At 43.9% G+C, this 21,830-nt stretch carries 21 protein-coding genes; 11 read left to right on the top strand and 10 right to left on the bottom strand.

Annotated elements, in window-relative coordinates; translation table 11 throughout:
* Window positions 1-7: 7 nt before the first annotated feature.
* On the bottom strand, window positions 8-1,246 hold the full coding sequence (codB, locus tag OH461_RS17235; protein ID WP_270021791.1) for a cytosine permease: 1,239 nt from the start codon (window positions 1,244-1,246) through the stop codon (window positions 8-10).
* 313 nt (window positions 1,247-1,559) lie between these two features.
* Window positions 1,560-2,795, bottom strand: a complete 1,236-nt coding sequence (locus OH461_RS17230; protein WP_270021790.1) for a ferredoxin reductase family protein — start codon at window positions 2,793-2,795, stop codon at window positions 1,560-1,562.
* 587 nt (window positions 2,796-3,382) lie between these two features.
* Here OH461_RS17230 and OH461_RS17225 point away from each other — a divergent pair.
* The 3 genes from OH461_RS17225 to OH461_RS17215 all read left to right on the top strand — a co-directional run bounded on the left by OH461_RS17225 (window position 3,383) and on the right by OH461_RS17215 (window position 6,667).
* Window positions 3,383-5,440 carry a TonB-dependent receptor domain-containing protein gene (locus OH461_RS17225; RefSeq protein WP_270021789.1) on the top strand — a complete coding sequence of 686 codons (2,058 nt, stop codon included), beginning with the start codon at window positions 3,383-3,385 and terminating at the stop codon, window positions 5,438-5,440.
* A 282-nt stretch (window positions 5,441-5,722) separates the two neighbouring features.
* On the top strand, window positions 5,723-6,175 hold the full coding sequence (gene azu, locus OH461_RS17220) for an azurin (protein WP_270021788.1): 453 nt from the start codon (window positions 5,723-5,725) through the stop codon (window positions 6,173-6,175).
* Window positions 6,176-6,340: 165 nt separating this feature from the next.
* Window positions 6,341-6,667: a DUF6176 family protein gene (locus tag OH461_RS17215; protein WP_270021787.1), complete on the top strand. Its 327-nt coding sequence runs from the start codon at window positions 6,341-6,343 to the stop codon at window positions 6,665-6,667.
* A gap of 59 nt (window positions 6,668-6,726) precedes the next feature.
* Here OH461_RS17215 and pyrC read toward each other — a convergent pair whose 3' ends face one another.
* A complete protein-coding gene (gene pyrC, locus OH461_RS17210; protein ID WP_270021786.1) occupies window positions 6,727-7,755 on the bottom strand; it encodes a dihydroorotase in 1,029 nt (342 codons plus the stop codon).
* A gap of 423 nt (window positions 7,756-8,178) precedes the next feature.
* Here pyrC and OH461_RS17205 point away from each other — a divergent pair, with 423 nt between their 5' ends.
* Complete coding sequence (locus tag OH461_RS17205) at window positions 8,179-8,775, top strand: acyl-homoserine-lactone synthase (protein WP_270021785.1); 597 nt, start codon at window positions 8,179-8,181, stop codon at window positions 8,773-8,775.
* 20 nt (window positions 8,776-8,795) lie between these two features.
* Here the strand turns inward: OH461_RS17205 and OH461_RS17200 are convergent, their stop codons facing one another.
* Together OH461_RS17200 and OH461_RS17195 are read right to left on the bottom strand one after the other, a co-directional pair.
* Window positions 8,796-9,518 carry a LuxR family transcriptional regulator gene (locus OH461_RS17200; protein ID WP_270021784.1) on the bottom strand — a complete coding sequence of 241 codons (723 nt, stop codon included), beginning with the start codon at window positions 9,516-9,518 and terminating at the stop codon, window positions 8,796-8,798.
* Window positions 9,519-9,629: 111 nt separating this feature from the next.
* The gene (locus OH461_RS17195; RefSeq protein WP_270021783.1) at window positions 9,630-10,529 is read right to left on the bottom strand and encodes a DMT family transporter; all 900 of its coding nucleotides are present in this window, start codon (window positions 10,527-10,529) and stop codon (window positions 9,630-9,632) included.
* Window positions 10,530-10,626: 97 nt separating this feature from the next.
* Here OH461_RS17195 and OH461_RS17190 point away from each other — a divergent pair, with 97 nt between their 5' ends.
* Window positions 10,627-11,418, top strand: coding sequence for an AraC family transcriptional regulator (locus OH461_RS17190; protein WP_270021782.1), 792 nt, complete (start codon window positions 10,627-10,629; stop codon window positions 11,416-11,418).
* On the opposite strand, the gene OH461_RS17185 is transcribed toward OH461_RS17190, so the two are convergent.
* Complete coding sequence (locus OH461_RS17185) at window positions 11,419-12,351, bottom strand: M14 family metallopeptidase (protein ID WP_270021832.1); 933 nt, start codon at window positions 12,349-12,351, stop codon at window positions 11,419-11,421.
* Between the two features lie 198 nt (window positions 12,352-12,549).
* Between OH461_RS17185 and OH461_RS17180 the strand changes: the two genes are divergently transcribed.
* Window positions 12,550-13,908 (top strand): alpha-amylase family glycosyl hydrolase, encoded by a 1,359-nt coding sequence (locus OH461_RS17180; protein ID WP_270021781.1) that lies wholly within the window; start codon window positions 12,550-12,552, stop codon window positions 13,906-13,908.
* A 96-nt stretch (window positions 13,909-14,004) separates the two neighbouring features.
* Here the strand turns inward: OH461_RS17180 and OH461_RS17175 are convergent, their stop codons facing one another.
* Window positions 14,005-14,601, bottom strand: coding sequence for an AraC family transcriptional regulator (locus tag OH461_RS17175; RefSeq protein ID WP_270021780.1), 597 nt, complete (start codon window positions 14,599-14,601; stop codon window positions 14,005-14,007).
* A gap of 179 nt (window positions 14,602-14,780) precedes the next feature.
* On the opposite strand from OH461_RS17175, the gene OH461_RS17170 reads away from it, so the two are divergent.
* A complete protein-coding gene (locus OH461_RS17170; protein WP_270021779.1) occupies window positions 14,781-15,881 on the top strand; it encodes a 1-acyl-sn-glycerol-3-phosphate acyltransferase in 1,101 nt (366 codons plus the stop codon).
* 74 nt (window positions 15,882-15,955) lie between these two features.
* Here the strand turns inward: OH461_RS17170 and OH461_RS17165 are convergent, their stop codons facing one another.
* Together OH461_RS17165 and OH461_RS17160 are read right to left on the bottom strand one after the other, a co-directional pair.
* Complete coding sequence (locus OH461_RS17165) at window positions 15,956-16,552, bottom strand: hypothetical protein (protein WP_270021777.1); 597 nt, start codon at window positions 16,550-16,552, stop codon at window positions 15,956-15,958.
* Between the two features lie 151 nt (window positions 16,553-16,703).
* On the bottom strand, window positions 16,704-17,000 hold the full coding sequence (locus OH461_RS17160; RefSeq protein WP_270021775.1) for a YfcZ/YiiS family protein: 297 nt from the start codon (window positions 16,998-17,000) through the stop codon (window positions 16,704-16,706).
* A gap of 533 nt (window positions 17,001-17,533) precedes the next feature.
* On the opposite strand from OH461_RS17160, the gene OH461_RS17155 reads away from it, so the two are divergent.
* The 4 genes from OH461_RS17155 to OH461_RS17140 all read left to right on the top strand — a co-directional run bounded on the left by OH461_RS17155 (window position 17,534) and on the right by OH461_RS17140 (window position 21,157).
* The gene (locus OH461_RS17155; protein ID WP_260262126.1) at window positions 17,534-17,995 is read left to right on the top strand and encodes a TetR/AcrR family transcriptional regulator; all 462 of its coding nucleotides are present in this window, start codon (window positions 17,534-17,536) and stop codon (window positions 17,993-17,995) included.
* A 162-nt stretch (window positions 17,996-18,157) separates the two neighbouring features.
* Window positions 18,158-19,165, top strand: coding sequence for a response regulator (locus tag OH461_RS17150; RefSeq protein ID WP_270021774.1), 1,008 nt, complete (start codon window positions 18,158-18,160; stop codon window positions 19,163-19,165).
* Window positions 19,165-19,602, top strand: a complete 438-nt coding sequence (locus OH461_RS17145; protein ID WP_270021773.1) for a PAS domain-containing protein — start codon at window positions 19,165-19,167, stop codon at window positions 19,600-19,602. The genes OH461_RS17150 and OH461_RS17145 overlap by 1 nt, the downstream gene beginning before the upstream one ends.
* Before the next feature lie 85 nt (window positions 19,603-19,687).
* Window positions 19,688-21,157, top strand: coding sequence for an NAD(P)H-hydrate dehydratase (locus OH461_RS17140; protein WP_270021772.1), 1,470 nt, complete (start codon window positions 19,688-19,690; stop codon window positions 21,155-21,157).
* A gap of 14 nt (window positions 21,158-21,171) precedes the next feature.
* On the opposite strand, the gene OH461_RS17135 is transcribed toward OH461_RS17140, so the two are convergent.
* Entirely contained in the window at window positions 21,172-21,726 is a 555-nt protein-coding gene (locus OH461_RS17135; RefSeq protein ID WP_270021771.1) for an outer membrane beta-barrel protein, read from the bottom strand.
* Window positions 21,727-21,830: the final 104 nt, after the last annotated feature.

The following is a 21,830-nucleotide window of genomic DNA, read 5'->3' as shown; positions in this document are numbered from 1 at the left end:
TGGTTCCTTACGCTGGCTGCTCGGCCAGTGTTTTTTTATTAAGAATAGGATTTAAAACTAGGTAGCTAATCGCACCGCCTAGCACGGCGTTTACTGGTACAACACCCGGAAGGAAGTGACCTGCTGCCACACCAATTGCAACCGCGATAATGCCAGCCCAATTAAATGTTTTGAACTGAGCAGCTTTAAAATTATTGTAGCGCTTACGGTTAATAAAGAAATCCGCAATGATAACGCCACCAATTGGTGGAATCGCAAGAGATAGGAATGTTAGCCAACCCACGAAGTTGTTGTAAAGCCACAGCGCACACAATGTACCAACAAGGCCATTCACCATTGAAATGTACTTACTCGGTAGGCCAGTAATGTTCGAGAAACCAAGGCCTGATGCGTATAGTGCGTTGTCGTTCGTCGTCCAAATGTTTAGACCAAGTACGATAATTGCTGGGATAAGTAGCCCCTGCGCAATCATCACTTCTGAAATATCGGATTGACCCGTCACCGATGCCCCTGCAGCGCCGAAGATAAACATCAGTGAGTTGCCGATAAAGAAAGCCACCATCGTTACTAAAACTGCGCCTTTAGGCTTTTTACCAAAGCGGACAAAGTCAGCGGTTAATGTGCCCGCGCTGATAAATGAGCCAACTACCATTGCTAGCGCTAGAGAAAAGTCGATAGGTTCAGCGGGTTGAACTTTTTGTAGTTCTGCAACGCCGCCAATACTGTTAATCGCTTCAATCACTGAGTAGCCACCAAGTAGAGCAATGGCTGGTACCGCAATCGCAGATAACACCATCAGTGCAGAGATGCCGAAGTAAACCGTGGCAGTCATGAGTAGACCAGAAATGATGATAAGAGTGTTTATATCGATGCCTGTTGCTTTGTTTACCGGAAGAGCAAACATCGCTACGCCAACACCAAACCAACCAACTTGTGTACCGCCAAGTAATGCGGAAGGAAGCCATGAGCCTTTAGAGCCAAAAGAGAAACGAGCAAGGAGGTGAGTAGAAAGACCAGTAGAAGCGCCAATGTAACCAAGGAAAGAAGTGTAAATACCGAGAATGAGGTTACCGATGAGAACTGCGAGGAAAAAGTCGTTAAATGAAAGTCCGGTGCCGAGTGAACCGCCTGTCCACATACTGGCAGAGAAGAAGGTCAGTCCTAACATTACCATGGTTAAAGACATTACCCCTTTCCTTGCGGAATTTGGAACTGGACCCAGACTATAGTTGTTATCAGCAGCCATTATTACCCTCACATCGCTTTTAAAATTGGTGAACAAATTTTAGTTAAACGGCGCGTATTATGTGGATCTAAGTCAGATAGTCAATGATATTTTTGTTATTAATTTTACTTTAGGTTTTTTAATTTATTTAGTCATTATTTTTCAACTAGTTAATTTATACTTTATTTCTATGAATCAAGGTTGATAACGTTTGCTTTTGTAGCTTTTGCTTGTATTTGTTGGTGTTTGAGAGCTTTCATAAAGAAGATGTATTTATATGTCATACTATAAATTATAGGGCGTGTTTCCACGCCCTCGTTAGCTATTAATCTGACTAGCGCATGGCAAAATTTTCATTGTGCCACTGCTTTGGCTTCATTCCTTCGATGAAAAGTTGTTTTTTTATCGATTCCATCATGCTTTGTGGTCCACATGCGAAAAATTGATAGTTATTAAGTGGTTTTTTCAGCGATTTCTGGATGATCTCTGCATCAAGACGTTGATTGTCCATCGTCGGTAAATGCAGTGTCACATTTGTACTACTTAACAGTGGTTGCACTTTCGCGATGAGTAATTGATATAACTTACCTCTACCTACAAAGAACAGTTCGATAGGTTGCTGCGTATCACGAGCTTGTAACCAAGCTAAAAATGGGGTGATACCAATGCCACCGGCAATCCATACTTGCGGCTTATTACGATTGCGCTGCGCATGCAAGCGTCCATAAGCGCCATCTACCGTCACCTTTTGCCCTATATTGATTTCGGTTTGTAATTGTTGTGTATGGCGTCCCAAGTTACGAATGATAAAAGTCAGCTCGTTACCGTTTGGGGCTGAAGCAATCGTAAATGGATGAAAGTGCTCTATGTTATCTAAGCCAAAATCTAGGTAAGCAAATTGCCCTGCATGATGTTTGATAGCGCCATGATCGGCATCTAGAGTCACTTCTACTGCGTTATCTAACTGTGTTACTTGTTTAACGGTGTAGCGCTTATAACTGCGCGGCTTAACTAGGCATTTATAGAAGTAAGCAGCAGTGCCAATCGCCGATATGATGACCAGAGCCGCTCCTGTGACACTGAACAATTCAAAAGGCACATCAGAGAAAAAGGTATGGTAAACCGAGATTAAGAAAATAGGCCCCATTAATTTGTGGGTGTAAAACCAGATACGATAAGGGATTTGTTTAACCATACTGACACTGCCTAGCACCAATAATCCGTACATAGCCCATTGGCCTATTTCTTCACCGAAATCAGCAAATAGCGGGTCAATACCATTCCCTGCAGGGCCGGGAACCAGTAGCCAATGAAAACTTGCACCGACTAGCCCTGCAATGCCCAGCCACTTGTGCCAAACATAGGCTTTATCCATTCCACCAAATATTGGCTCAAGCCACTTTAATCGACAGCTAAGCAGCATTGCTAACGCCATTGCGATCATTGAGACAGTTGCAAAGAACGCCGGTACTTTTCGAGCAAGCTCCAAGTCGACGGGAAGTAGCGCCCAAATGCCGCTAGAAACTAACAAGGCAATAATAGATAAGGTGATGATTTTTGGTACTTTCATAGCGGTTCTCTCGTCGAAGATTTGGTACAGAATGACACTCTATAAATGAACATTGAATGAATGCTTTAGTCAGGTTGTCTATTGCGGCTTAACGAGGCGATAGAGAGAACATTAAGAAAAGTTAATATTAGAATGACAATTTATTAATGAGAATGCTTTACATTTAGGCTGCTTATTGTTAGTTTTCTCTCGTCAATATAGATAATTAAAACAATAGTTAACGCAGTGATTGTGATTCATCCCATATGTTCACCTTCATCTAGCTGATTGTTAGTGGCGAGCATTCTATTGCTCCGCCTTAAAATTGACCCATAAATCAATCTGGCAAAAATACGCTGTTAAAGCACTTCCTGAACCTATCGGTAAAGGGGCGTTTCGTTGTGCTTTCGCGTAGTCGTTTGAGGCGTGGGATATTAGCTCATAAACACGATTGGTTTTTGAACGACGTTGAACAGATGTCGCGCGTCATGACGCATATACCTTAGAAATAGGGTAGGTTTCGTGCACCCTGAACATTTGAAGCAAACGTTCGCGTACTCCTCGTTATGGGCAAAAAAGTTGTTATTGTTTAATGAAGGAGAATTGAAATGACAGCCTCTATTCCAGCTCGACAAGTAGCGAAATTTAGAGTTCGTCCTCTGTCGGCATTGATCGCCGGGGTGTGCATTGGTGCAGTTGGAACTCAACCAGTCTTAGCTCAAGATGATGTAAAAGAAGTGATTACGGTGATTGGTGAAAAGGTAGAGCGAACTATCTACGACACCAGTTCGAGTGTTGAAGTTTACGATTCAGATCGTATCGACAGCACACCAAACGCCACAGAGATTAAAGACCTGATCCAACTTGCACCCAACGTGGTCGATTCAGGTTTAGGTAACAACCTTCCTTCGATTCGTGGTGTGGACGCTTCGGGCCCGTCTATCGGTGGTATCGCAAGTTTCTCCGGTTCTCGTCCTCGTGTTAACCTTTCTATCGATGGCCGCTCTTTAAACTATTCTGAAATCGCCTTTGGCCCTCGTTCTCTTTGGGATATGGAACAGGCCGAGATTTACCTTGGCCCACAAAGCTATATTCAAGGTCGCAATGCAATTGCTGGCGCAATTGTGATGAAGTCAAAAGACCCAACGTATGACTTTGAAAGTGCAGTAAAAGTGGCTGTAGGTCAGCATAACTATTCACAAACTGCAGCAATGATATCGGCGCCAATTGTTGAAGATCAACTTGCGTTTCGTTTGTCTGTTGATCAACAAAAGCGAAAGAGCCACATTGAAATGATCTCTTATGACCCTGTTGGTGATGCTCGAGAAATTGAAATGTCGACAGTTCGTGCCAAGTTATTGCTTGAACCAACGTCATTGCCTGGTTTTAGAACAGGTTTGTCGGTAGCTTATTTGGACTCTCGTTCTCCTCAATCTGAACATGAACTCAGTTCTGGCTATACAGCTGATAGGGCTATCTATGAAACTGACTCAATCAGTTATGCATGGGATACTGGTTTCGACGTTAATGACCACTTAAGGTTTGAAACGAATGTTATGTACACAGATTTTGTAAACCATCGCCAAACACCGCCTTCATATCCAGCAGATTTCTTAATCGAAGGAGATGAGGTTCAAGTAGAGGCATTGGTGCGCTATAACGCAATGCAAAGCAAATTGTATGGTTTGGCGGGTATCCGTTACTTCAACTCTGAACAAGATGAAGTGTATATTCATAGCGCTGGTTCAAGCCCTATGTACGATAGAACGGTAACTAAATCTGCATTTGCTGAAGTGTCTTATGATGTTGTACCAGAGGTGACCGTTACTTTTGCGGGTCGTTTTGAGCAAGAACACAAAATCCGAATTGTTGAGCCTAACCCTCTTAACATGACTGTGGATTACGACGAAACTTTCTCTGAGTTTTTACCTCGCTTCGATGTAGCTTACAAGCCTCAGAGCAACAGCACGTTAGGCTTTAAAATTGCTAAAGGTTATAACGGTGGTGGTGCTGGTTTAGGCTTTGATTCTACAGGTGGTCGCTATCAAGATTTTGAATATGAAAGTGAATATGTATGGAATTATGAGCTATATACTCGTCACGCACTCGCGGGTGGAGCTGTCGAGCTAACGTCAAACATATTCTTTAATGATTATGATAACTTCCAGATCAGTCAGCGTAACGAAAATGATATTAGTGTTGTAACTAACATCGATAACGCGGAAACTTACGGCGCTGAAGTTGCAACTCGTTGGTACGCCACTTCTGACGTTGAGTTATACGCAAACATAGGTTGGTTGGAGACGGAATACAAAGAGAAAGCTTCGCAAGGTGGTAAAACACTAGAACTTGATCGTTCGCCTGCATTTACTTCAACACTCGGCGGTCTATTCTACTTTGGTGATGGCTTTGAATTGAGTGCGAATGCTAAATACACTAGCGAATATTACTCAGAAAAAGACAATATTGAAGAGTTAAAAATTGACGGTTATTGGTTAGTCGACGCTCAGTTTGCGTATGATTTCGAATATGGTCGAGCTGCATTGTTTGTTGAAAACTTATTTGATTCTGATGATGAATTGCTATATTCAGCAAGTCGCAGTGGTACCGAAGTCTTGAAGCAACGCGAGCGCTTAATTGGCGCGTCTCTTGAACTGAGGTTCTAATTTTCAAGTGCAACCTAAATAGAAAGTAAACGCATCCTTCGGGATGCGTTTTTCGTCTCGGGTCTTCTGCGTCCCAACACTTTTCCTTTACGGAGTAACGGGTGATCGGTTTATAAGTTTTTAGGGTATGAAGAATAAAAAATAAAACGTAAACAAATTGTGTGTAAAGTGATCTGTGCTAGAAAGGAGATGGATATTTGTCGGGCTGTGTGAGAGCTCTACACAAGATTATTGTGGTTACTAGCGTATAATAAAAACGGCTTTCAAATAAGGAGACTAATAATGAAACTTCGTTCACTACTTTCTATCGCGACTCTTTTTGCTGCTGCATTCTCCGCTCAAGCAGTAGCGAGTTGTGACGTTGAACTTGAAGCAAACGATATGATGAAATTCAATAAGGATGTGATAAGTGTCCCGGCAAGCTGTAAAGAGGTTTCGATCACCTTGAAGCATACGGGCTCTCTACCTGCGACCTCTATGGGGCACAATGTCGTTATTTCTGATACCGCGAATGTACAAGGTGTTGGAACGGAAGGCATGAGTGCTGGCATTGATAATAGCTATGTAAAACCGGGTGATGATCGCGTGTATGCTTTCTCTAAAGTGATCGGTGGTGGCGAAACGACCACGTTAACCTTTATGACTGACAAACTGACAGCGGGTGGTGATTACACCTTCTTTTGCTCTTTCCCTGGTCACTGGGCGATCATGAAGGGCAAATTTGAATTTAAGTAACGCAGTCTAAGTGCCCAACTTAACGCCTAGCTAAACAGCTAGGCGTTTTTGTATCCGTAGTTCAAACCTCTGTCGTATAACATTGATTCAAATGTAACTTTGCTTGTGTTGAAGATGAACTCACGCAATATAGCCATTTATTTCTTATATACATGGAGAGAGAGCGTGGAAGTAGCCGCTGGCTTAATTAAATTGCAAATACCGCATCATGATACTTTGACGGATTGGCAACAACACATGAACGACAGCGTTGAGCAAGTGACGGCGTCATTAAAAAACGAGCAGGTGATGGTCGAGAGTTGGTTTAAGATCGAGATTGAATCAACGCCATATCTGTTGTGGTATATGAGGGCAGCTTCGCTAGAGAAGGCTGTACAAGCATTTCAAGCTTCGACCGCCGAGATAGATATCTTCCACATGCAATCAATTATGAAAATGGCGGAAGGGAGTGAGCAAATACTGGCTAAACCGTTACTGGATTTTAGCGCCTAGTATCTGAGTATTTGGCACAAGCAATAAAAGAAAAGCCACCTTGATGGTGGCTTTGTGGTTTATTTAACAGTCCAAGTAATCTCTTCGCCTGCTTTAATTGGCACGACAATGTCTTGGCCAAATGGCATGGTTTGCGGAACAGGCCATGACGCTTTTGTCAGAGTCACTGTATCGCTATTACGTGGAACGCCATAAAAGTCTGGGCCGTTGTGGCTGGCGAATGCTTCTAGGTTTTCCAATTTACCTTCTTGCTCGAACACTTCTGCATAAAGCTCTAGTGCAGCGTGAGCTGTGTATGAGCCGGCACAACCACAAGCTGCTTCTTTCTTATCTTTTGCGTGAGGTGCTGAATCAGTACCCAAGAAGAACTTTTTACTACCGCTGGTCGCTGCTGCAACCAATGCTTGTTGGTGGGTGTTACGTTTAAGAATCGGTAAGCAGTAAAAATGCGGCTTAATGCCGCCAACCAACATGTGGTTACGGTTATACATTAAGTGATGGGCTGTGATCGTCGCCGCAACATTGTCATTTGCTTTAGCAACAAACTCAGCAGCGTCTGACGTAGTAATGTGCTCTAGAACGATTTTTAGGTTAGGAAAATCATTAACAATTGGGGCAAGTACCGTGTCGAGGAACTTTTTCTCACGGTCAAAAATGTCGACATCATGTGTGGTTACTTCGCCATGGATCAATAGCAGCATGCCCACTTCCTGCATAGCTTCAAGAACGTGGTAAATGTTCTTAGCGGAAGTTACACCGGAATCAGAGTTAGTTGTAGCCCCTGCAGGGTATAGCTTTGCTGCAACAACGCGACCAGAGGCTTTCGCCTTGCGAATCTCTTCTGGTGTCGTGTTGTCTGTTAGATACAACGCCATTAGCGGTTCAAACTGTGCACTTGGTTTTTCTGCCATGATGCGTTCACGGTAAGCAAGTGCCATTTCAGTGGTAGTTACAGGTGGGATGGTGTTTGGCATGATTAGCGCGCGACCATTGTAGCGGCTAATATCACGCACTGTATCTTTTAGAACATCACCATCGCGTAGGTGAACGTGCCAGTCGTCAGGGCGTGTAATCGTATGTGTTGTCATTGTAGCTCCCACCATTAATTCGTTGTCTGATTGGAGCCTAAACAGTTGGTCTGTAAAGCAAACGCAAACGCTTAGGCGACAGGATGATAGTGGAAAGAGGGTAGGATTTCATCCCCTTTTTCACATTTGCTTTCGATTTGCTGACAATTCAGCTAAACGTTTGCGTAGGTGCAGATGATTCGAGGCGTAGGGAAATGGGGTACTAATAATGATTAAGGCCCAGATTGAGCGGTCTCATCTGGGCCTAAGTATGACTGATTTATATTCTATAGGGTCCGTTTTAGCCAACTAACGGTTAGTACAGTCTTATTAATAATAAAGTAGATTAGAAAAAATATAAGCTGCCCGATCGGACAGGTTGTTATCGTTTCTATTAGTTTAGATGCTTATCCCCAGACTATATCTAAATGGGAGATAACAACAATGACACTGTCTGTACATTCTTACAATTACTCCTCTATTCCTGATCGTGATTACCATAATTTGCTTGAACTGCGATACAAGGTATTTGCGAAGAGACTGAACTGGGAGCTTAAAGTTAGTCAAAACTGTGAAAGTGATGAGTATGATGTCGAGCGAGCGGATTACCTGTATGTAAAAAGTGATCGTGATGGGGTTGTGGGCTGTTGGCGAATCCTACCTACTACACAAGACTACATGTTAAAAGATACCTTCTCAGAGCTGCTAGGTGATCAAATCGCCCCGCAAGAACGTCGAGTATTTGAGTTAAGCCGTTTTGCGGTAGATAAGGATTTTTCCAAGAAGAACCCCGGGGTGAGCGATGTCACCTTGACCATGTTTCAGGCTCTATACCACTATGCTGAAAGCCATGATATTGAGTCTTACGTAACGGTGACTTCGGTGGGGATAGAAAAGCTGATTTCACGCATGGGGATCCCGAATCAAAGGGTTGGTGATCAGCAGGTTCATTTACTTGGAAATACCCGTTCAGTGGTGCTGTCTATTCCAATGAACCAACAATATCAAACAGCGGTGGGCTTATTAAAGCGTGCCTCTTAACGTTAGTTTGTTAACAACAATCAATAGTGGGGAAAGATATATCCCCCCACTATTGCTTTGGAGATCGCTTGATAGCGATTAACCGCTCCTAATTTTTGGCATACATTGCTAAAATGAAATTTTATCGTTCGTTCTGAACAGCCCAATATCTTACTGATTTCCCAAGTGCTTTTTCCCTCTGATGCCCAAGACAATACTTCTGTCTCACGCCGAGTTAGATGAACTTTGCTGCGAGCGAGTGGCTCGTTCTGGGTAATGGTGGGAAGGTTTTGCGAAATCAGAGGGACAAACAGTTGTGAAAGAATAAAATTATCGATATTGGCGTTGAACGTTTTCACATCTGAGGTGGCAAAACTTAACATGCCAAATTCACATTGAGGCCCGTGAATAGGAATACTGAACCCCGCATTTAAACCGTTAACTCGAGCTTCTTCAAAAAGGTTTGAATTATCAGGCATTAAGCTGTGCGCATTTTCCCAATTGATCGGTAGTGCATTGTTCGCACTGTATTGAACGATCGGGTCTATGTACATAAAGCCGGATTGGTCATACTGCTCTCGCCAGCCTGATGGGTAACTATCTATGATGAGTGTGTTGTTGTGAGCCAGTGAAGGCGATAATGAGAGGCCGAGTAAGAAATACTCGTTTTCCAATCTATAGTTTAGTTTGGTGAGTAACTCAGTCAGTTCGCCGACCGAGTTTATTTTTTGATTTTCTTGAACTAAGCGTAATATTTCTTTCATCGGCGATCCAATAAATAGCATTGTGTTTTTTATAACAAACTCCGCCAAATAATGGGAAGCAAGATCACTCAAACTACTTAGTGGGTCACATTTGGCTTTAAAACTCGCGTGCTATATCGCCTCATTATTGAGAGGAGGGTTGGTGAATTTCGCTTTGCGTTTGATTTGCGAGAGTAGCACGCCACCTATCACCATTAGCCCGCCAACGAGGTGGTAACTATGGATTGTTTCACCAAGTAGGGTTGCCGCTAATGTGACAGCGACCACCGGCAATAAATTCATAAACATCGCACTTGAATCTGCGCCTATTACATCGATCGCTTTAATCCACATCCAAGGTGCGACAATAGAAGCTGCGACAGAGGCGTAAGCAATCAAAGGGAGGGACTCTCTCGGGGCAACAAGTGTATCGCTGGTTAGCCATAATAGCGTCAGCATGGCAACGGCAAACAATCCTTGCATATAAATGAGCACCCAGCTCGAAAGTGGCATTTTCCAGCGTTTCAGTAACACACAGTATGCGGCGTAACAGATAGCAGCAAGCACCATCAAACCATCCCCTTGAGTCACTTGTTGGTCAAGAAAGAAAAAGACTTCTCCTTTACCCAGCATATAAGCGAGCCCGACTAAAGAGAGTACACCACCGACAATACTGAGTGGCGAAATGGCCTTGCCAAGTAATGGTAAGCTCATGAATACCGCAAGTAGAGGCACGAGGGACGTAATCAACGACATATTAGATGCGGTGGTCGTAAGCCCCGCGTAGTAGCCAAGCGATTGGTTTAAGACCATACCTAGCATGGCCAAAAAGGCCAGCTTTGTCAGATAAGGGCGCACGTTTTTCCATTGTTTAATGACTTGCGGAAGACAAAACGGTGTTAATAACAGCATGGCAACGAACCAACGATAGAAACTCATCGCACTAGGTTCGATAGCCGATGCAGCCATCTTGTTGACGATGGAGTTTCCGCCCCAAATACAAACAGTCAACAATGGTAGAAGGTAGATCATGAGAAGCTCGTCGCAAACAATAATGGCGTGTAGTGTCGCAGGTCTGTATAATTGCAAATATCTCTAGGAAGACATTGCGCGTTTTAGGAAGACAAGTTTGAGAAAATCAGCAAAACACCTCCACCCATCATTATCAATTGATGAAGCACCATCTGACGTATTTATGAATTTCGAAGCTTTTCTGTCGAATACAGAGACTCGCGTTCATAGCCATCCATGGGGGCAAATACAGTTGATCAGTGGCGGTATTTTGGAAATGGAAGCGGAAGATACGCGCTTTCTTGCACCGCCTCATTTAGCTATTTGGGTGCCAGCCGGTGTGATGCATACCAGTTTTAACCGCAAGCCACTTTCTTACTGCTCTTTGAATATAGCAGGGCATCTTACAAAGCAGTTTCCTGCCAAAACAAGCTTGATTCGAGTCACACCTATTGTTTCTGCGATTATTGATGATTTTCGTTCACGAAAAGTAAATGTGGCGAAAAGTGAAGCGGACCAGCGCTTGGTGCAAGTTTTATTGGATCAATTGGCAACCCGAGATACACAGCACCATTTCTTGCCATCGAGCGATCACAAGTACTTAGCGCCGATCTTAACGTCGGTTGAAGAAGATCCGACCGACAGCACGCCTTTATCCGAATGGGCGGCTAAAGTTCATACCACAGAAAGAACCTTAGCGCGTCATTGCCAAACGGAACTTGGTATGAGTTTTACCGAGTGGCGCTTGAGGGTTCGTTACTTATATTCGATGGATTTATTGCAAAAGGGCCACTCAGTAAAAGATGTTGCGCTTACTTTGGGTTATAACCAAGCGAGCCCTTTTATCTCCATGTTTAAGAAATATTCTGGTCAAACTCCTGAACAATACAAAAGTAAGCTACTCGCCTAGTTATGGCTGAATGTTTAAGTGATGGCTTAATACATAATCAAGGCCACCAGTGATCGCTGCAACTTGCGCTTGGTTACACTCTTCGTCGCTTACTTTAGGGCTGTCAGGGTAAACCTCGGTAGTCGTACCGAACAGGCAGTTTGTGACGCCACCGCATAAGCCCAATTTCACCATTGGGTAGAGAATAACGCCGTTTTGCACCACATCAGAACCAATGATTTCGCCATTTTCATCGGCAGGCGCAATATGGGTCACGTTTGCCACTGAGCTAATGATGGCCGCTTGAAAATCGAGCTGAGGGTTTTCGCTATCGCCTACTGTATAAAATCCGTCTGGAATGTTTTCTTCGATATAAGTTTGACCATCGCGCGCGGCAAGTGCTGGGCGAAACTCAGATTCATCAGTATCTGTGGTTTCATGAAGATCGAAGTGCACTAGTACATCGCCTAAACCCTCAACGAGCTTGCGTAATGAAGCTGCTTCTTGGGAGGGGGACTCTGGGTAAAAAGAGCGATTCGGGTCAATGGCAAGTGGATTCCAACGGTTAATGGTTTCATAACCCCAAGGGCTGACACACGGAGCGACAACAATATTAAAATATTGGCTGTAGTGTTCCATACGCTGCTTAGCAAACTCTAGAGCACCTTGAACACCACTGGTTTCATAGCCGTGAACTCCGCCTGTGATCAGTACTGTAGGCTTATCGGCGTGCCATTGTTTAGATTTGAGGCAGTAAAGCGGGTATCGGTCAGGGTCGTAGGACAAGGCACCATATTGCTCGATGGTATATGTCTCGGCTAATGCTTTGATTTTAGGTAACACTTCCTCACCGTATTCACGGTGAATAACACGCTCAGCACGCCATTGCGCACGTTCTGTATCAGTCCAAGGTGTACCTGGCGTACCAATAGGGTAGCTAAATTCAGTTTTCATAGTCATAGCTTCAGTTCGTTGAGGTAGCTTAGAGAATATAGAGCGTTCAGAACAACTGCAATCACTAAAGGCTGAGGTCTACGCCTGATTTCTACTACATTAAATATTTCTAAAAGGCTGAACAAATCCGAGTACGCTTCCTTATAATACAATACGTTGGCTGTATTGAGTCGGAATTTAAGGAGAAGGAAGTAGACTATGATGTCCGCACTACGCAGTAATGTCATCTTGCATGTATTTGATTGGCCATATCAAATGGTGACACAGTATGCTGCTGAAATTAGTCAATTGGGATACCAATCGGTTTTGATATCTCCGCCGATGAAATCGTTAAAGCAGCCGTCAGGGACTCGCTGGTGGCAGCGTTACCAGCCCCAAGATTACCGAGTGATCGATAATCAGCTGGGTAATCTAACAGATTTGAAGGCGATGATTGCCAAGTTGAGCCAGCATGACATTCAGGTGTACGTCGATGTGGTGTTTAACCACATGGCGAACGAGTCGGATCTTCGTGACGATCTTCAATACCCAAGCCAGCAAGAAATGATGACTTACCAATCGAATGCAGAATACTTTCAGCAGCAGCGTTTGTTCGGTGATTTAAGTCAGCCTTTGTTTACAGAAGATGACTTTGTCGAAGCCTTTGGCATTGAGGATTGGCAGGACAAATGGCAGGTTCAAAATGGCCGTATTACAGGTGGGCCAGAAGATCCGGGGTTGCCGACGTTAAGAGATAACGCACACGTTGTATTACAGCAGCAAAACTACATCAAAGCACTGAGAGAGCTTGGCGTGAAGGGTTTTAGAATTGATGCGGCTAAGCACATGAGCCTAGAGCACTTAACTAAGGTGTGGGCTGATGAGCTGTGTAAAGATGTTCACATCTTTGGTGAGATCATTACCGACGGCGGCGCAACCAAACAAGAATATGACACCTTCTTACAGCCTTATTTAGAACAGACTCAGTTGGGGGCTTATGATTTCCCACTATTTCAAACGCTGTATGATGCGTTGCAAAGCAAAGGCAGTTTCAAAAGCCTTATTGACCCATATAGCTTAGGTCAGGCTCTTGAAGAACATCGAGCGGTCACCTTTGCTATCACCCATGACATACCGAATAATCAGGTCTTTGAGAACCTAGTGCTCGAAGAAGCCGAAGAATGGTTGGCTTATGGTTTTATTCTAGGACGAGATGGCGGTGTGCCACTGATTTATAGTGATTTGGATACCAGTGGCATGACGAATAGCGAGCGTAAACCTCGTTGGTTATCAATGTGGCGAGATCCTAAATTAGCCGCGATGATTGCATTTCATAATCGGATGCACGGTTGTGCGATGAAAGTAGTGGAGGCATCTGATGATTTATTGGTCTTCACCCGAGGCAAACACGGAATTGTAGTGCTGAACAAATCTGTTCGTCCTCAAACGGTTTCTATTGTGGCGAATGGCCAATGGCGAGAGTGTCTATCTGATACGCGATTTGTCGTTGAAGGTGAACGGTTAGAATTTCACATTGCAGCCAGAACATGCGCGATGTTTATTGCCGAGAGTGAATAGCATCGCTGATTTGTCTTATCGATGCGCTTATTACAACAAAGCCCAATCACTGTTGATTGGGCTTTGTTGTTTTAAAAGGTGAGGTTAGTTAAGCCGTTAACCTAAAATGGCGCTTTTAAGTGACTGATAAGCCGCTTTATCACCTGCAAACAACTGTTCGATGACTTGGTCTTCTTTTTTGCCTGAAAGCAGCCACTTACGCGCTTCACGTAATTGCAGTACCAGTTGACAATCTTTAGCTAGATTTGAAGGTTGGTTTACCGACCAAGCATTGATTTGTTGAGTCAATGCGCTGTTTTCAAGTTTAGGTTTGAGCTGCGCCAATTCATCCAGCATCACAGTTAATAAAGCCTGCTTATGTTGATGCTCATCTAATATTGTTAAGCGGTTCATCAGTGCCGTCGTAAGTTCATTTAAGCCAACGTAGCCGCCATTAGCAGGTAACGGTTTAGTTACGCGGCACGACACTTCAACAGTGCTGGTTTTTGTCTGCGGGAAAAATGTCAGTGCGGTCAAACTATCAAAGGGTAGCCATAAGCTCTGACCCGCTTCAATGGCATACTCTTGTTTACCTAATCTTGCCAGCACTATACCTTGCTCAACACGGAGCAATGTGTGTTTTAACAATTTCTTACGAGAAGTGATTGATAAAAAGTGATGTTCTGTTGTCTGATGAGATATAGAGTAGTGCATGGAAAAACTCAGCCATTTTCGGGGCGCTAAGGTTACCGCTAAATGGATTAAAAAGCTATTGTCAGCCGCGATGGGGCAGTGAATTCTGGTCTGACCTTATCAATAATGTGCTCACTTTAGCTGTCAAGAGCGGCTTCTATGCGTAGAATGGCGGCGATTCGAACCTAAGTTAGTGAAACATGACTGTAAATACCGACCCTTACATTGATATTCGTCCGTATAACGACGATGAGATCCCTGCGGCAATCGATCGATTGATTCAAGATGATGAATTTATCGATGCAATTCTTCAGCACCGCTTTTCAAACCATGCACCTTGGTTTAAAGGCATGATGACGCCGCTTGTAAAAGTGTATCTCAAATTCAAATGGAGCAAGTTAAACTCGGTTGAAGCAATTCAATTAGAGGTGAAAAAATACCTCCAGCAAACGTTAGATAGCACAACAAGAGGCGTTGTATACAGCGGCTTGGAAAAGTTAAATAAGCAGACTTCCTACCTGTTTGTTTCTAACCACCGTGACATTGCGATGGACCCAGCATTAGTGAACTACGGCCTTCATCAGACAGAGCATAAAACAGTTCGTATCGCGATTGGTGATAACTTGCTGAAAAAGCCATGCGCCACGGAACTGATGAAGCTAAACAAGAGTTTCATCGTTAAACGTTCAGCGAAAGGCCCACGAGAAATGATGAAAGCGCTAGGCACATTATCGTCTTACATCAAACACTCGCTTGATACGGGTAACTCGATTTGGATTGCACAAAAAGAAGGTCGAGCGAAAGATGGCAACGATTTTACCGATCCTGCGATTTTGAAAATGTTTCACGTCGAAGGACGCAAACAAAAAATGGCGTTTCCTGACTACATTAAGTCGCTAAGAATCGTTCCAGTCTCTATTTCTTATGAAAATGACCCGTGCGATATTGCCAAAGCGAATGAGCTGTATGAAAAAGCGGTGAATGGTAGTTATGAAAAAGGCGAATTTGAAGACATCGAGAGCATTATCCAAGGTATCATTGGTGATAAAGGCCGAGTGCATGTCGCTTTTGGTGATGTTATTGACCAAAGTTTTGATACACCAGAAGAGCTAGCTGCAGAAATTGATCGCCAAATCCACGAGAACTACAAGCTTTTCCCGATCAATCAACTTGCTGCAGGTGATGAAACGCTAGGGCCTCAGGTTACCGCGGTACTCAATGAGAAATTAGCGCAGTTGCCACAAGGCGCGCACCAGTACTTGATTGATAGCTATGCGAACCCTGTAAAGAATCAGCAATAGTTTGTCATTAGAGAACAACGAAAAGAGCAGCGACAACGCTGCTCTTTTCTTATTGTTCTATTTTTAACGAGCGATTAAGGTGCAACTGCACCGCCTAAAGTTAGATTTTCAGGCCATTTTTCAATTCGGTTGCCACCAAGAAAAATGTTCCCATCTACCGTCATTGTCGCTGGGAAGGTTTTGATATTGGAGCCACCAATGAATAAGTTTCCTTCAACGATAATGCCTTCTGGCAACTCAGTCATTGGCGTACGGATTAAGCTTAAATCCCCTTTCACTCTCAGACGATTAGGCAGTTTCTCTAGGGGGGTGTCGGTAAAGTTTAAGTAACCTCCAACTCGGATTCCACCGGGCCAACGTTTGATTTGAGAACCAAGCATATTGGCGAAACCTTTTATCTTGGTTCCTTTGCCAACTCTCTCCAAGCTGCTGTTGGATGCATCTAAACTGCCTTCCACTTCCAGTCCATTAGGCAAGCGCTTGATGGCGGTTTTCGCTATGTTGAGGTTGCCTTTCACTATGAGACCGTCTGCTAACTGGGTATAAGGCTTATTGCGCAGGTCGAGATTGCCGTAGTTATCGAGGTGGTTGAGCATACGATAATAGTCGAGCGTCTGAGCACTGGCAGAGCTGGCAATTAAAGTGAGCGCTAATGAAATCGCTTTAAGCATATAACACGGCAAATAAGAAGACACCGCGACAGTATCGGTAACAGATTGGGCTAGGTCAACATGTTAAGCAAAGGAATAAAATAAAGTGGAAGCAGAAGTGGGTTGAGCTGGGCGGAGAGTAAAGTAGCGGGTGATTACCCGCCACTTTGAATTAGCGCGCTAGAGAGCGTGTTTTTAGTTCGAAGATAAGTTTTTCAGCACTTACTTCAAACTTAAAGCGAGCGGTTAGCTCTGTTGAGTCTGCTTCAACCGCTGTTGATTCAAACTCTACGTTGGCACACACTTGCTTTGCTAGCTCAACGTATTTAGCAAGCTCTGCGTTTAGCAGTGCTTCGCCTTGAGCAAAAATGGTCACTTCAGCGACATCATCACCTTCTTTGATGATGAAACCCATCTCACCTGCGCAGCCACATGCTTCACATACTTGAGCTTCTAATTCTTCACTCATTTCTAAATCCTCTTACAAAAGTTGTTGTTATTTTATCGAGATATTTGAACTTAATCCATAAAAACGAGTCAATATAAGCTAGAGTAAGAATGGCATGTTGTATTGCGATGATGTTGTAAAAGACAGTAGTAGCGAGCAATTTTGTGAGCTTCGAATGTGATCTTGCTCATGTTGCTTAAATGCAGAATGTCATTCTTGTGTCAGAATGCCATTCCCTTAGTTGTAAGTACGCTACATTTATAAGATTATCTGTTGTTCAGTATAACAAATAGCCATGAATGACTCGTATTTTCATTCGTAGTGCCTATGCATTATTTATGAGAATGCTGTTGACCAGTTACAATTTGTCGCGTTGTGAGAGTTATCAATGTGGTAGAATTCTCACCGAATAAGAAAGATGGCCAAGATCTGCACCGATACATGCAGCTCACCTATAAGGCTATCTAATATAAAGATAAAAGATTCGACAGTTTAACGAGTCTCTACTTTGACTCATATGAGTTAGATGGATTTACAAAGAGAAGAGCCTAAACATGCCAAAGCGTAGTAAAGAAGATACCGAAATTACGATTCAGAAAATAATGGACGCCGTAGTTGATCAGCTACTTCGTCTAGGTTATGACAAAATGTCATACACAACATTGAGCCAACAGACAGGTGTATCGAGAACAGGTATCAGTCACCACTTTCCAAAGAAAACTGATTTTAGTGCAGCACTAGATGGTCGTTTCTTTAAAATGTTCGTTGAACACTTAGACTTTGACTCAGACTTAAAAACATTTTCAGATAGCTGGGTAAAAGCACTAGATAACGAAGAGTTCCTTGCGATTCTGCGTTTGCTTTTCCACCACATTGTGACTTCAGAGAAAGCGAACGAATTCGCAGCAAAAGGCATCGATCGCCTATACAAAGCGGTTGAAGTGAAGTTCGGTGCTGAAAGCGGCAAAGAACTTGAATGGTTGATTGGTAAGGCATTGATTCGTATGGCAGCTTAACCTTAAGCTCCAGCGCAATTTAGTCCCCCTATAGAGAGCCAGTAGTGATTGACTACTGGCTTTTTAGTAGCCAAAAAGAAATACTACTTAACCGTATCTGCCCCCATAACTATCTGTTACAATTTGTTTATTCATAACGACAAAATAGCAGTAGGTAAACCGATGTCTTATCCCGTTTTAATCTGTGATGACTCTGCGCTTGCCCGCAAGCAGATGGCACGTTCTCTACCTGCTACTTTGAATGCCGACATTAGCTTCGCCGTTCATGGTATTGATGCATTAGAGCAGCTGGAAAAGAATCAATTTAAAGTGATGTTCCTCGATTTGACCATGCCGGAATTGGATGGTTTTGGAACATTAGAAGAAATTAACAAGCGCGGCTTGCAAATCAACGTAGTGGTTGTTTCGGGTGATATTCAGCCAAAAGCCAAAGAACGTGTGATGGGCCTCGGCGCAAAAGCGTTTATTCAAAAGCCAATTGATAAAGAAGCGCTAAAGCAAGTCTTACGTGAGCTAGTGGAGCCTGCGGATAAGGCGGCAGTGCCCGTTGCGGTTGCTCCCGTTCACATTCCTGCTCTGCGCCGCCGTGATATCTACATGGAAGTGGCCAACGTTTCTATTGGTCGAGCTGCTGATGCGCTTGCTCGTCATTTTGATGTGTTTGTACATCTGCCATTACCTAACGTGAATATCTTTGAAGTGAGCGAGCTTCATATGGCACTTCGTGATTTGGCTGAAAATGACCAAGTCTCTGGTGTGTGTCAGGGCTTTAGTGGCGAAGGCATTGCTGGTGAGGCACTGGTTCTGCTAAGTGATTCAAGTGTTTCTGATTTGAAGAAACTGATGAAAGTACCTGCCGATAGCGAAGAGCTTGAAGAGCTTGAACTTCTCATGGATGTGTCCAACATTCTGGTTGGCTCGTTCCTTAACGGTTTAGGTCAGCAAGCTGAAGTTCGTTTTTTCCAAAGCTCGCCGGTATTGCTTGGCCAACATATCTCGATTGATTCCGTTATTCAGTCAACGTCGGGGTCGTTTAAGAAAACCATGACCTTTGAAGTGAGCTATAACATAGATGGTACGGATATCCGCTGCGATCTGTTGTTTATGTTTGTCGATGAGTCATTACCACTGCTTGATAATAAGCTGTCTTACCTAATGGAGGACTTCTAATGTTAAATCTTCCTGCAGAGTTTGAGCAATTCCACTGGATGGTGGATATGGTGCAAAACGTTGATCTTGGCCTAGTCGTATTAGACAGAGACCACAACGTGCAAGTTTGGAATGGCTTTATGACCCACCATAGTGGCATTCAGGCTCATGATGCGATTGGTAAGTCTCTGTTTGAACTATTTCCTGAAATCCCTCAAGAGTGGTTTAAGCTAAAAACCAAACCCGTTTATGATCTCGGTTGCCGAAGCTTTATTACTTGGCAGCAAAGACCTTACCTGTTTAAGTGTCGAAATGTACGCCCAGTAACGCAGCAAGCGGATTATATGTACCAAAACATTACGCTTAACCCTATGCGAACTCCAACTGGTGAAATTCGCTCGTTGTTTTTGTCGATTCAAGATGCAACAGCAGAAGCGCTGGTTTCAAAGCGAAGCTAGACGCAAATAACCTAGGTTTGATCTCAAACTTAAAGGCTAGCTTCGGCTAGCCTTTTCTATATCCAGTATTTGTTAAGGAATAACAATGACCCACTCCAGTGATTTATACACCGCAGAGCAAGTTCGAAATGGCGAAAAACTTGCAGCCGATGCTGTAAATGTAACCATGTTCGAGTTGATGGAGCGAGCAGGGCGCGCAGCGTTTGAGGTTATCGTTAATCATTACCCAATGCCAACTCGTATCGTTGTGATATGCGGTGGTGGCAATAATGGTGGAGATGGATACATCGTTGCTAAGTTGGCGATTCAATCTGGTTACCAAACTGATGTTTGGGCAATCAAATCATCGAAAAGCTTAAAAGGAGACGCGAGGCAAGCATTTGAGGATTTTATTGCAGCCGGAGGTCAAGTTAGCAATCCAAATTTAGCGCGACTTAGAGAGCCTCAGCCCTTATTGATTGTGGACGCCTTGCTGGGAACCGGTTTTCAAGGTGAACTGCGCGAAGAGTTTCAGCAAATAATCCAAGCCATAAATCAGTCTCATGCAGATGTGCTTGCCGTTGATGTGCCGTCCGGACTTTGCAGTGATACAGGTGCTGTGAGTAGCTGTGCGGTTAGAGCGAATCATACAGTGACCTTCATAGGCACCAAACAAGGTCTGGTAACAGGTCAAGCGCGCGACTATGTTGGTGAACTTCATTTTAAAGGTTTAGGCATAGAGCAAGCATTTCGCCGCCTAGTAGAGCCTAGCGCTCAAATCATTGTTCAATTACCTCGTTTCCACCGAAAGGAGAGTTCTCATAAAGGTCATCATGGACGGGCATTGCTCATTGGTGGTGGCAAAGGGCTAGGCGGGGCGATATTGCTGGCATCAAAAGCTTGTTTAAAATCTGGGGCTGGATTAACGGCTTGCTTGACCGAACCCAGCAACGTGACGGCGGGTATTATGGGTTCTCCCGAAGTGATGTACTCCACTTGGGAAGAAGCAAATACGATCGAGCGGCTTAGCTGGTGCGACGCGATAGCGCTAGGGCCTGGGTTAGGGTTTAGTGATGAAGCGAAGAAGTTATTCCAGAACGTCGTTACGTCACGCAAATCCAAGGTGCTCGATGCTGATGCCCTAACCATGCTGGCCGAACGCCCTAATTACGACAACAGCCGAATTATTACGCCACACCCCGGAGAGGCAGCTCGATTGCTTAATTGCGGTAACACTGAGATTGAAGCAGATAGGTATTCGGCTGTTGTTAAATTGCAAAGGCAGTACGGAGGGGTAGTGGTATTAAAAGGTGCAGGAACGCTCGTCGCTGATGAGAATCGAGTGTTTGTTTGTGGTGCAGGAAACGCAGGCATGGCTACCGGTGGAATGGGAGATGTGTTAACAGGCGTTATTGTTGCTTTTTTAGCTCAAGGTCTACCGCTTATTGATGCGGCCAAGTCTGGGGTGCTTGCGCATAGTCTGGCAGCAGATGCTGACGTTGCTCAGCGTGGCATGATTGGGTTAAGCGCTAGTGATGTTATTGGCTCATTGAGAGCGGTGATCAATAGCGCTTAGCTAAAAAGGGTTACTTAGAACATGTATGCGCCGCTAATGGTAAAGGTAGAAATATCCCATACATTATCGGCGGTCTGTTTGTTGTAGATAACGCTCACATTAAGGTTCTTGTCCCATGGAGACATCATACCTACACCCACTTCAAAGTAAGGGCTTGTCACAGTATCTTTGGACTCTTTGAACTCAAGCGCAGTGTTATCCCAGTAGTCACTCTTAATTCTTAAAGAGCTCATACCGCCTTTCGCGTGCATGCTGATTGGTCCTGCATAGTGTTCTAGTTTAAGGCCAGCACCAAAACCATTCGCATCCGCTGAGAAATCCGGACTGTTCTGGTTCATATCGACATTAAATGAGTTCGCCATGGTGTAGTTTAGGTCAAGTGCTAAGAACGGAGTAAGGTAGTAGTTGTAACCACCTTGGAAGTACAGACCACTTTGGCTGTGCCCGTCCTTAGAAAAAGTAGAGATACCCGTATTTCCGTATACTGAGTGTTGGCCATTTGCATACGCAGTGGTTGAGCACAATGCGCAAATTGCCGCAGCTAACAGTGATTTATTTATAAGTTTCATTGATACCAATACCTGCTCGGTTAATTTACATTCACTTTACCACACTAACCGTCAGTCGTTCTATAACGATTTGTGTTTTGTAATCCAATGCTCATTTATCGGTA

The sequence above is a fragment of the Vibrio sp. LaRot3 genome (assembly GCF_027587025.1).
GTDB lineage: Bacteria > Pseudomonadota > Gammaproteobacteria > Enterobacterales > Vibrionaceae > Vibrio.
Note: the sequence above shows the minus strand (reverse complement) of the source record. Positions and strands in the feature narration are given on the sequence as shown.

Excerpts from the sequence above, each read along its gene's own strand:
- OH461_RS17140 (WP_270021772.1), top strand. The coding sequence starts at position 19,688 with ATGACCCACTCCAGTGATTTATACACCGCAGAGCAAGTTCGAAATGGC.
- OH461_RS17165 (WP_270021777.1), bottom strand. The coding sequence starts at position 16,552 with ATGCTTAAAGCGATTTCATTAGCGCTCACTTTAATTGCCAGCTCTGCC.
- codB (WP_270021791.1), bottom strand. The coding sequence starts at position 1,246 with ATGGCTGCTGATAACAACTATAGTCTGGGTCCAGTTCCAAATTCCGCA.
- OH461_RS17175 (WP_270021780.1), bottom strand. The coding sequence starts at position 14,601 with ATGCACTACTCTATATCTCATCAGACAACAGAACATCACTTTTTATCA.
- pyrC (WP_270021786.1), bottom strand. The coding sequence starts at position 7,755 with ATGACAACACATACGATTACACGCCCTGACGACTGGCACGTTCACCTA.
- OH461_RS17195 (WP_270021783.1), bottom strand. The coding sequence starts at position 10,529 with ATGATCTACCTTCTACCATTGTTGACTGTTTGTATTTGGGGCGGAAAC.
- OH461_RS17145 (WP_270021773.1), top strand. The coding sequence starts at position 19,165 with ATGTTAAATCTTCCTGCAGAGTTTGAGCAATTCCACTGGATGGTGGAT.
- OH461_RS17225 (WP_270021789.1), top strand. The coding sequence starts at position 3,383 with ATGACAGCCTCTATTCCAGCTCGACAAGTAGCGAAATTTAGAGTTCGT.
- OH461_RS17185 (WP_270021832.1), bottom strand. The coding sequence starts at position 12,351 with ATGAAAACTGAATTTAGCTACCCTATTGGTACGCCAGGTACACCTTGG.
- OH461_RS17180 (WP_270021781.1), top strand. The coding sequence starts at position 12,550 with ATGATGTCCGCACTACGCAGTAATGTCATCTTGCATGTATTTGATTGG.
- OH461_RS17205 (WP_270021785.1), top strand. The coding sequence starts at position 8,179 with ATGACACTGTCTGTACATTCTTACAATTACTCCTCTATTCCTGATCGT.
- OH461_RS17230 (WP_270021790.1), bottom strand. The coding sequence starts at position 2,795 with ATGAAAGTACCAAAAATCATCACCTTATCTATTATTGCCTTGTTAGTT.
- OH461_RS17135 (WP_270021771.1), bottom strand. The coding sequence starts at position 21,726 with ATGAAACTTATAAATAAATCACTGTTAGCTGCGGCAATTTGCGCATTG.
- azu (WP_270021788.1), top strand. The coding sequence starts at position 5,723 with ATGAAACTTCGTTCACTACTTTCTATCGCGACTCTTTTTGCTGCTGCA.
- OH461_RS17170 (WP_270021779.1), top strand. The coding sequence starts at position 14,781 with ATGACTGTAAATACCGACCCTTACATTGATATTCGTCCGTATAACGAC.
- OH461_RS17155 (WP_260262126.1), top strand. The coding sequence starts at position 17,534 with ATGCCAAAGCGTAGTAAAGAAGATACCGAAATTACGATTCAGAAAATA.
- OH461_RS17160 (WP_270021775.1), bottom strand. The coding sequence starts at position 17,000 with ATGAGTGAAGAATTAGAAGCTCAAGTATGTGAAGCATGTGGCTGCGCA.
- OH461_RS17150 (WP_270021774.1), top strand. The coding sequence starts at position 18,158 with ATGTCTTATCCCGTTTTAATCTGTGATGACTCTGCGCTTGCCCGCAAG.
- OH461_RS17200 (WP_270021784.1), bottom strand. The coding sequence starts at position 9,518 with ATGAAAGAAATATTACGCTTAGTTCAAGAAAATCAAAAAATAAACTCG.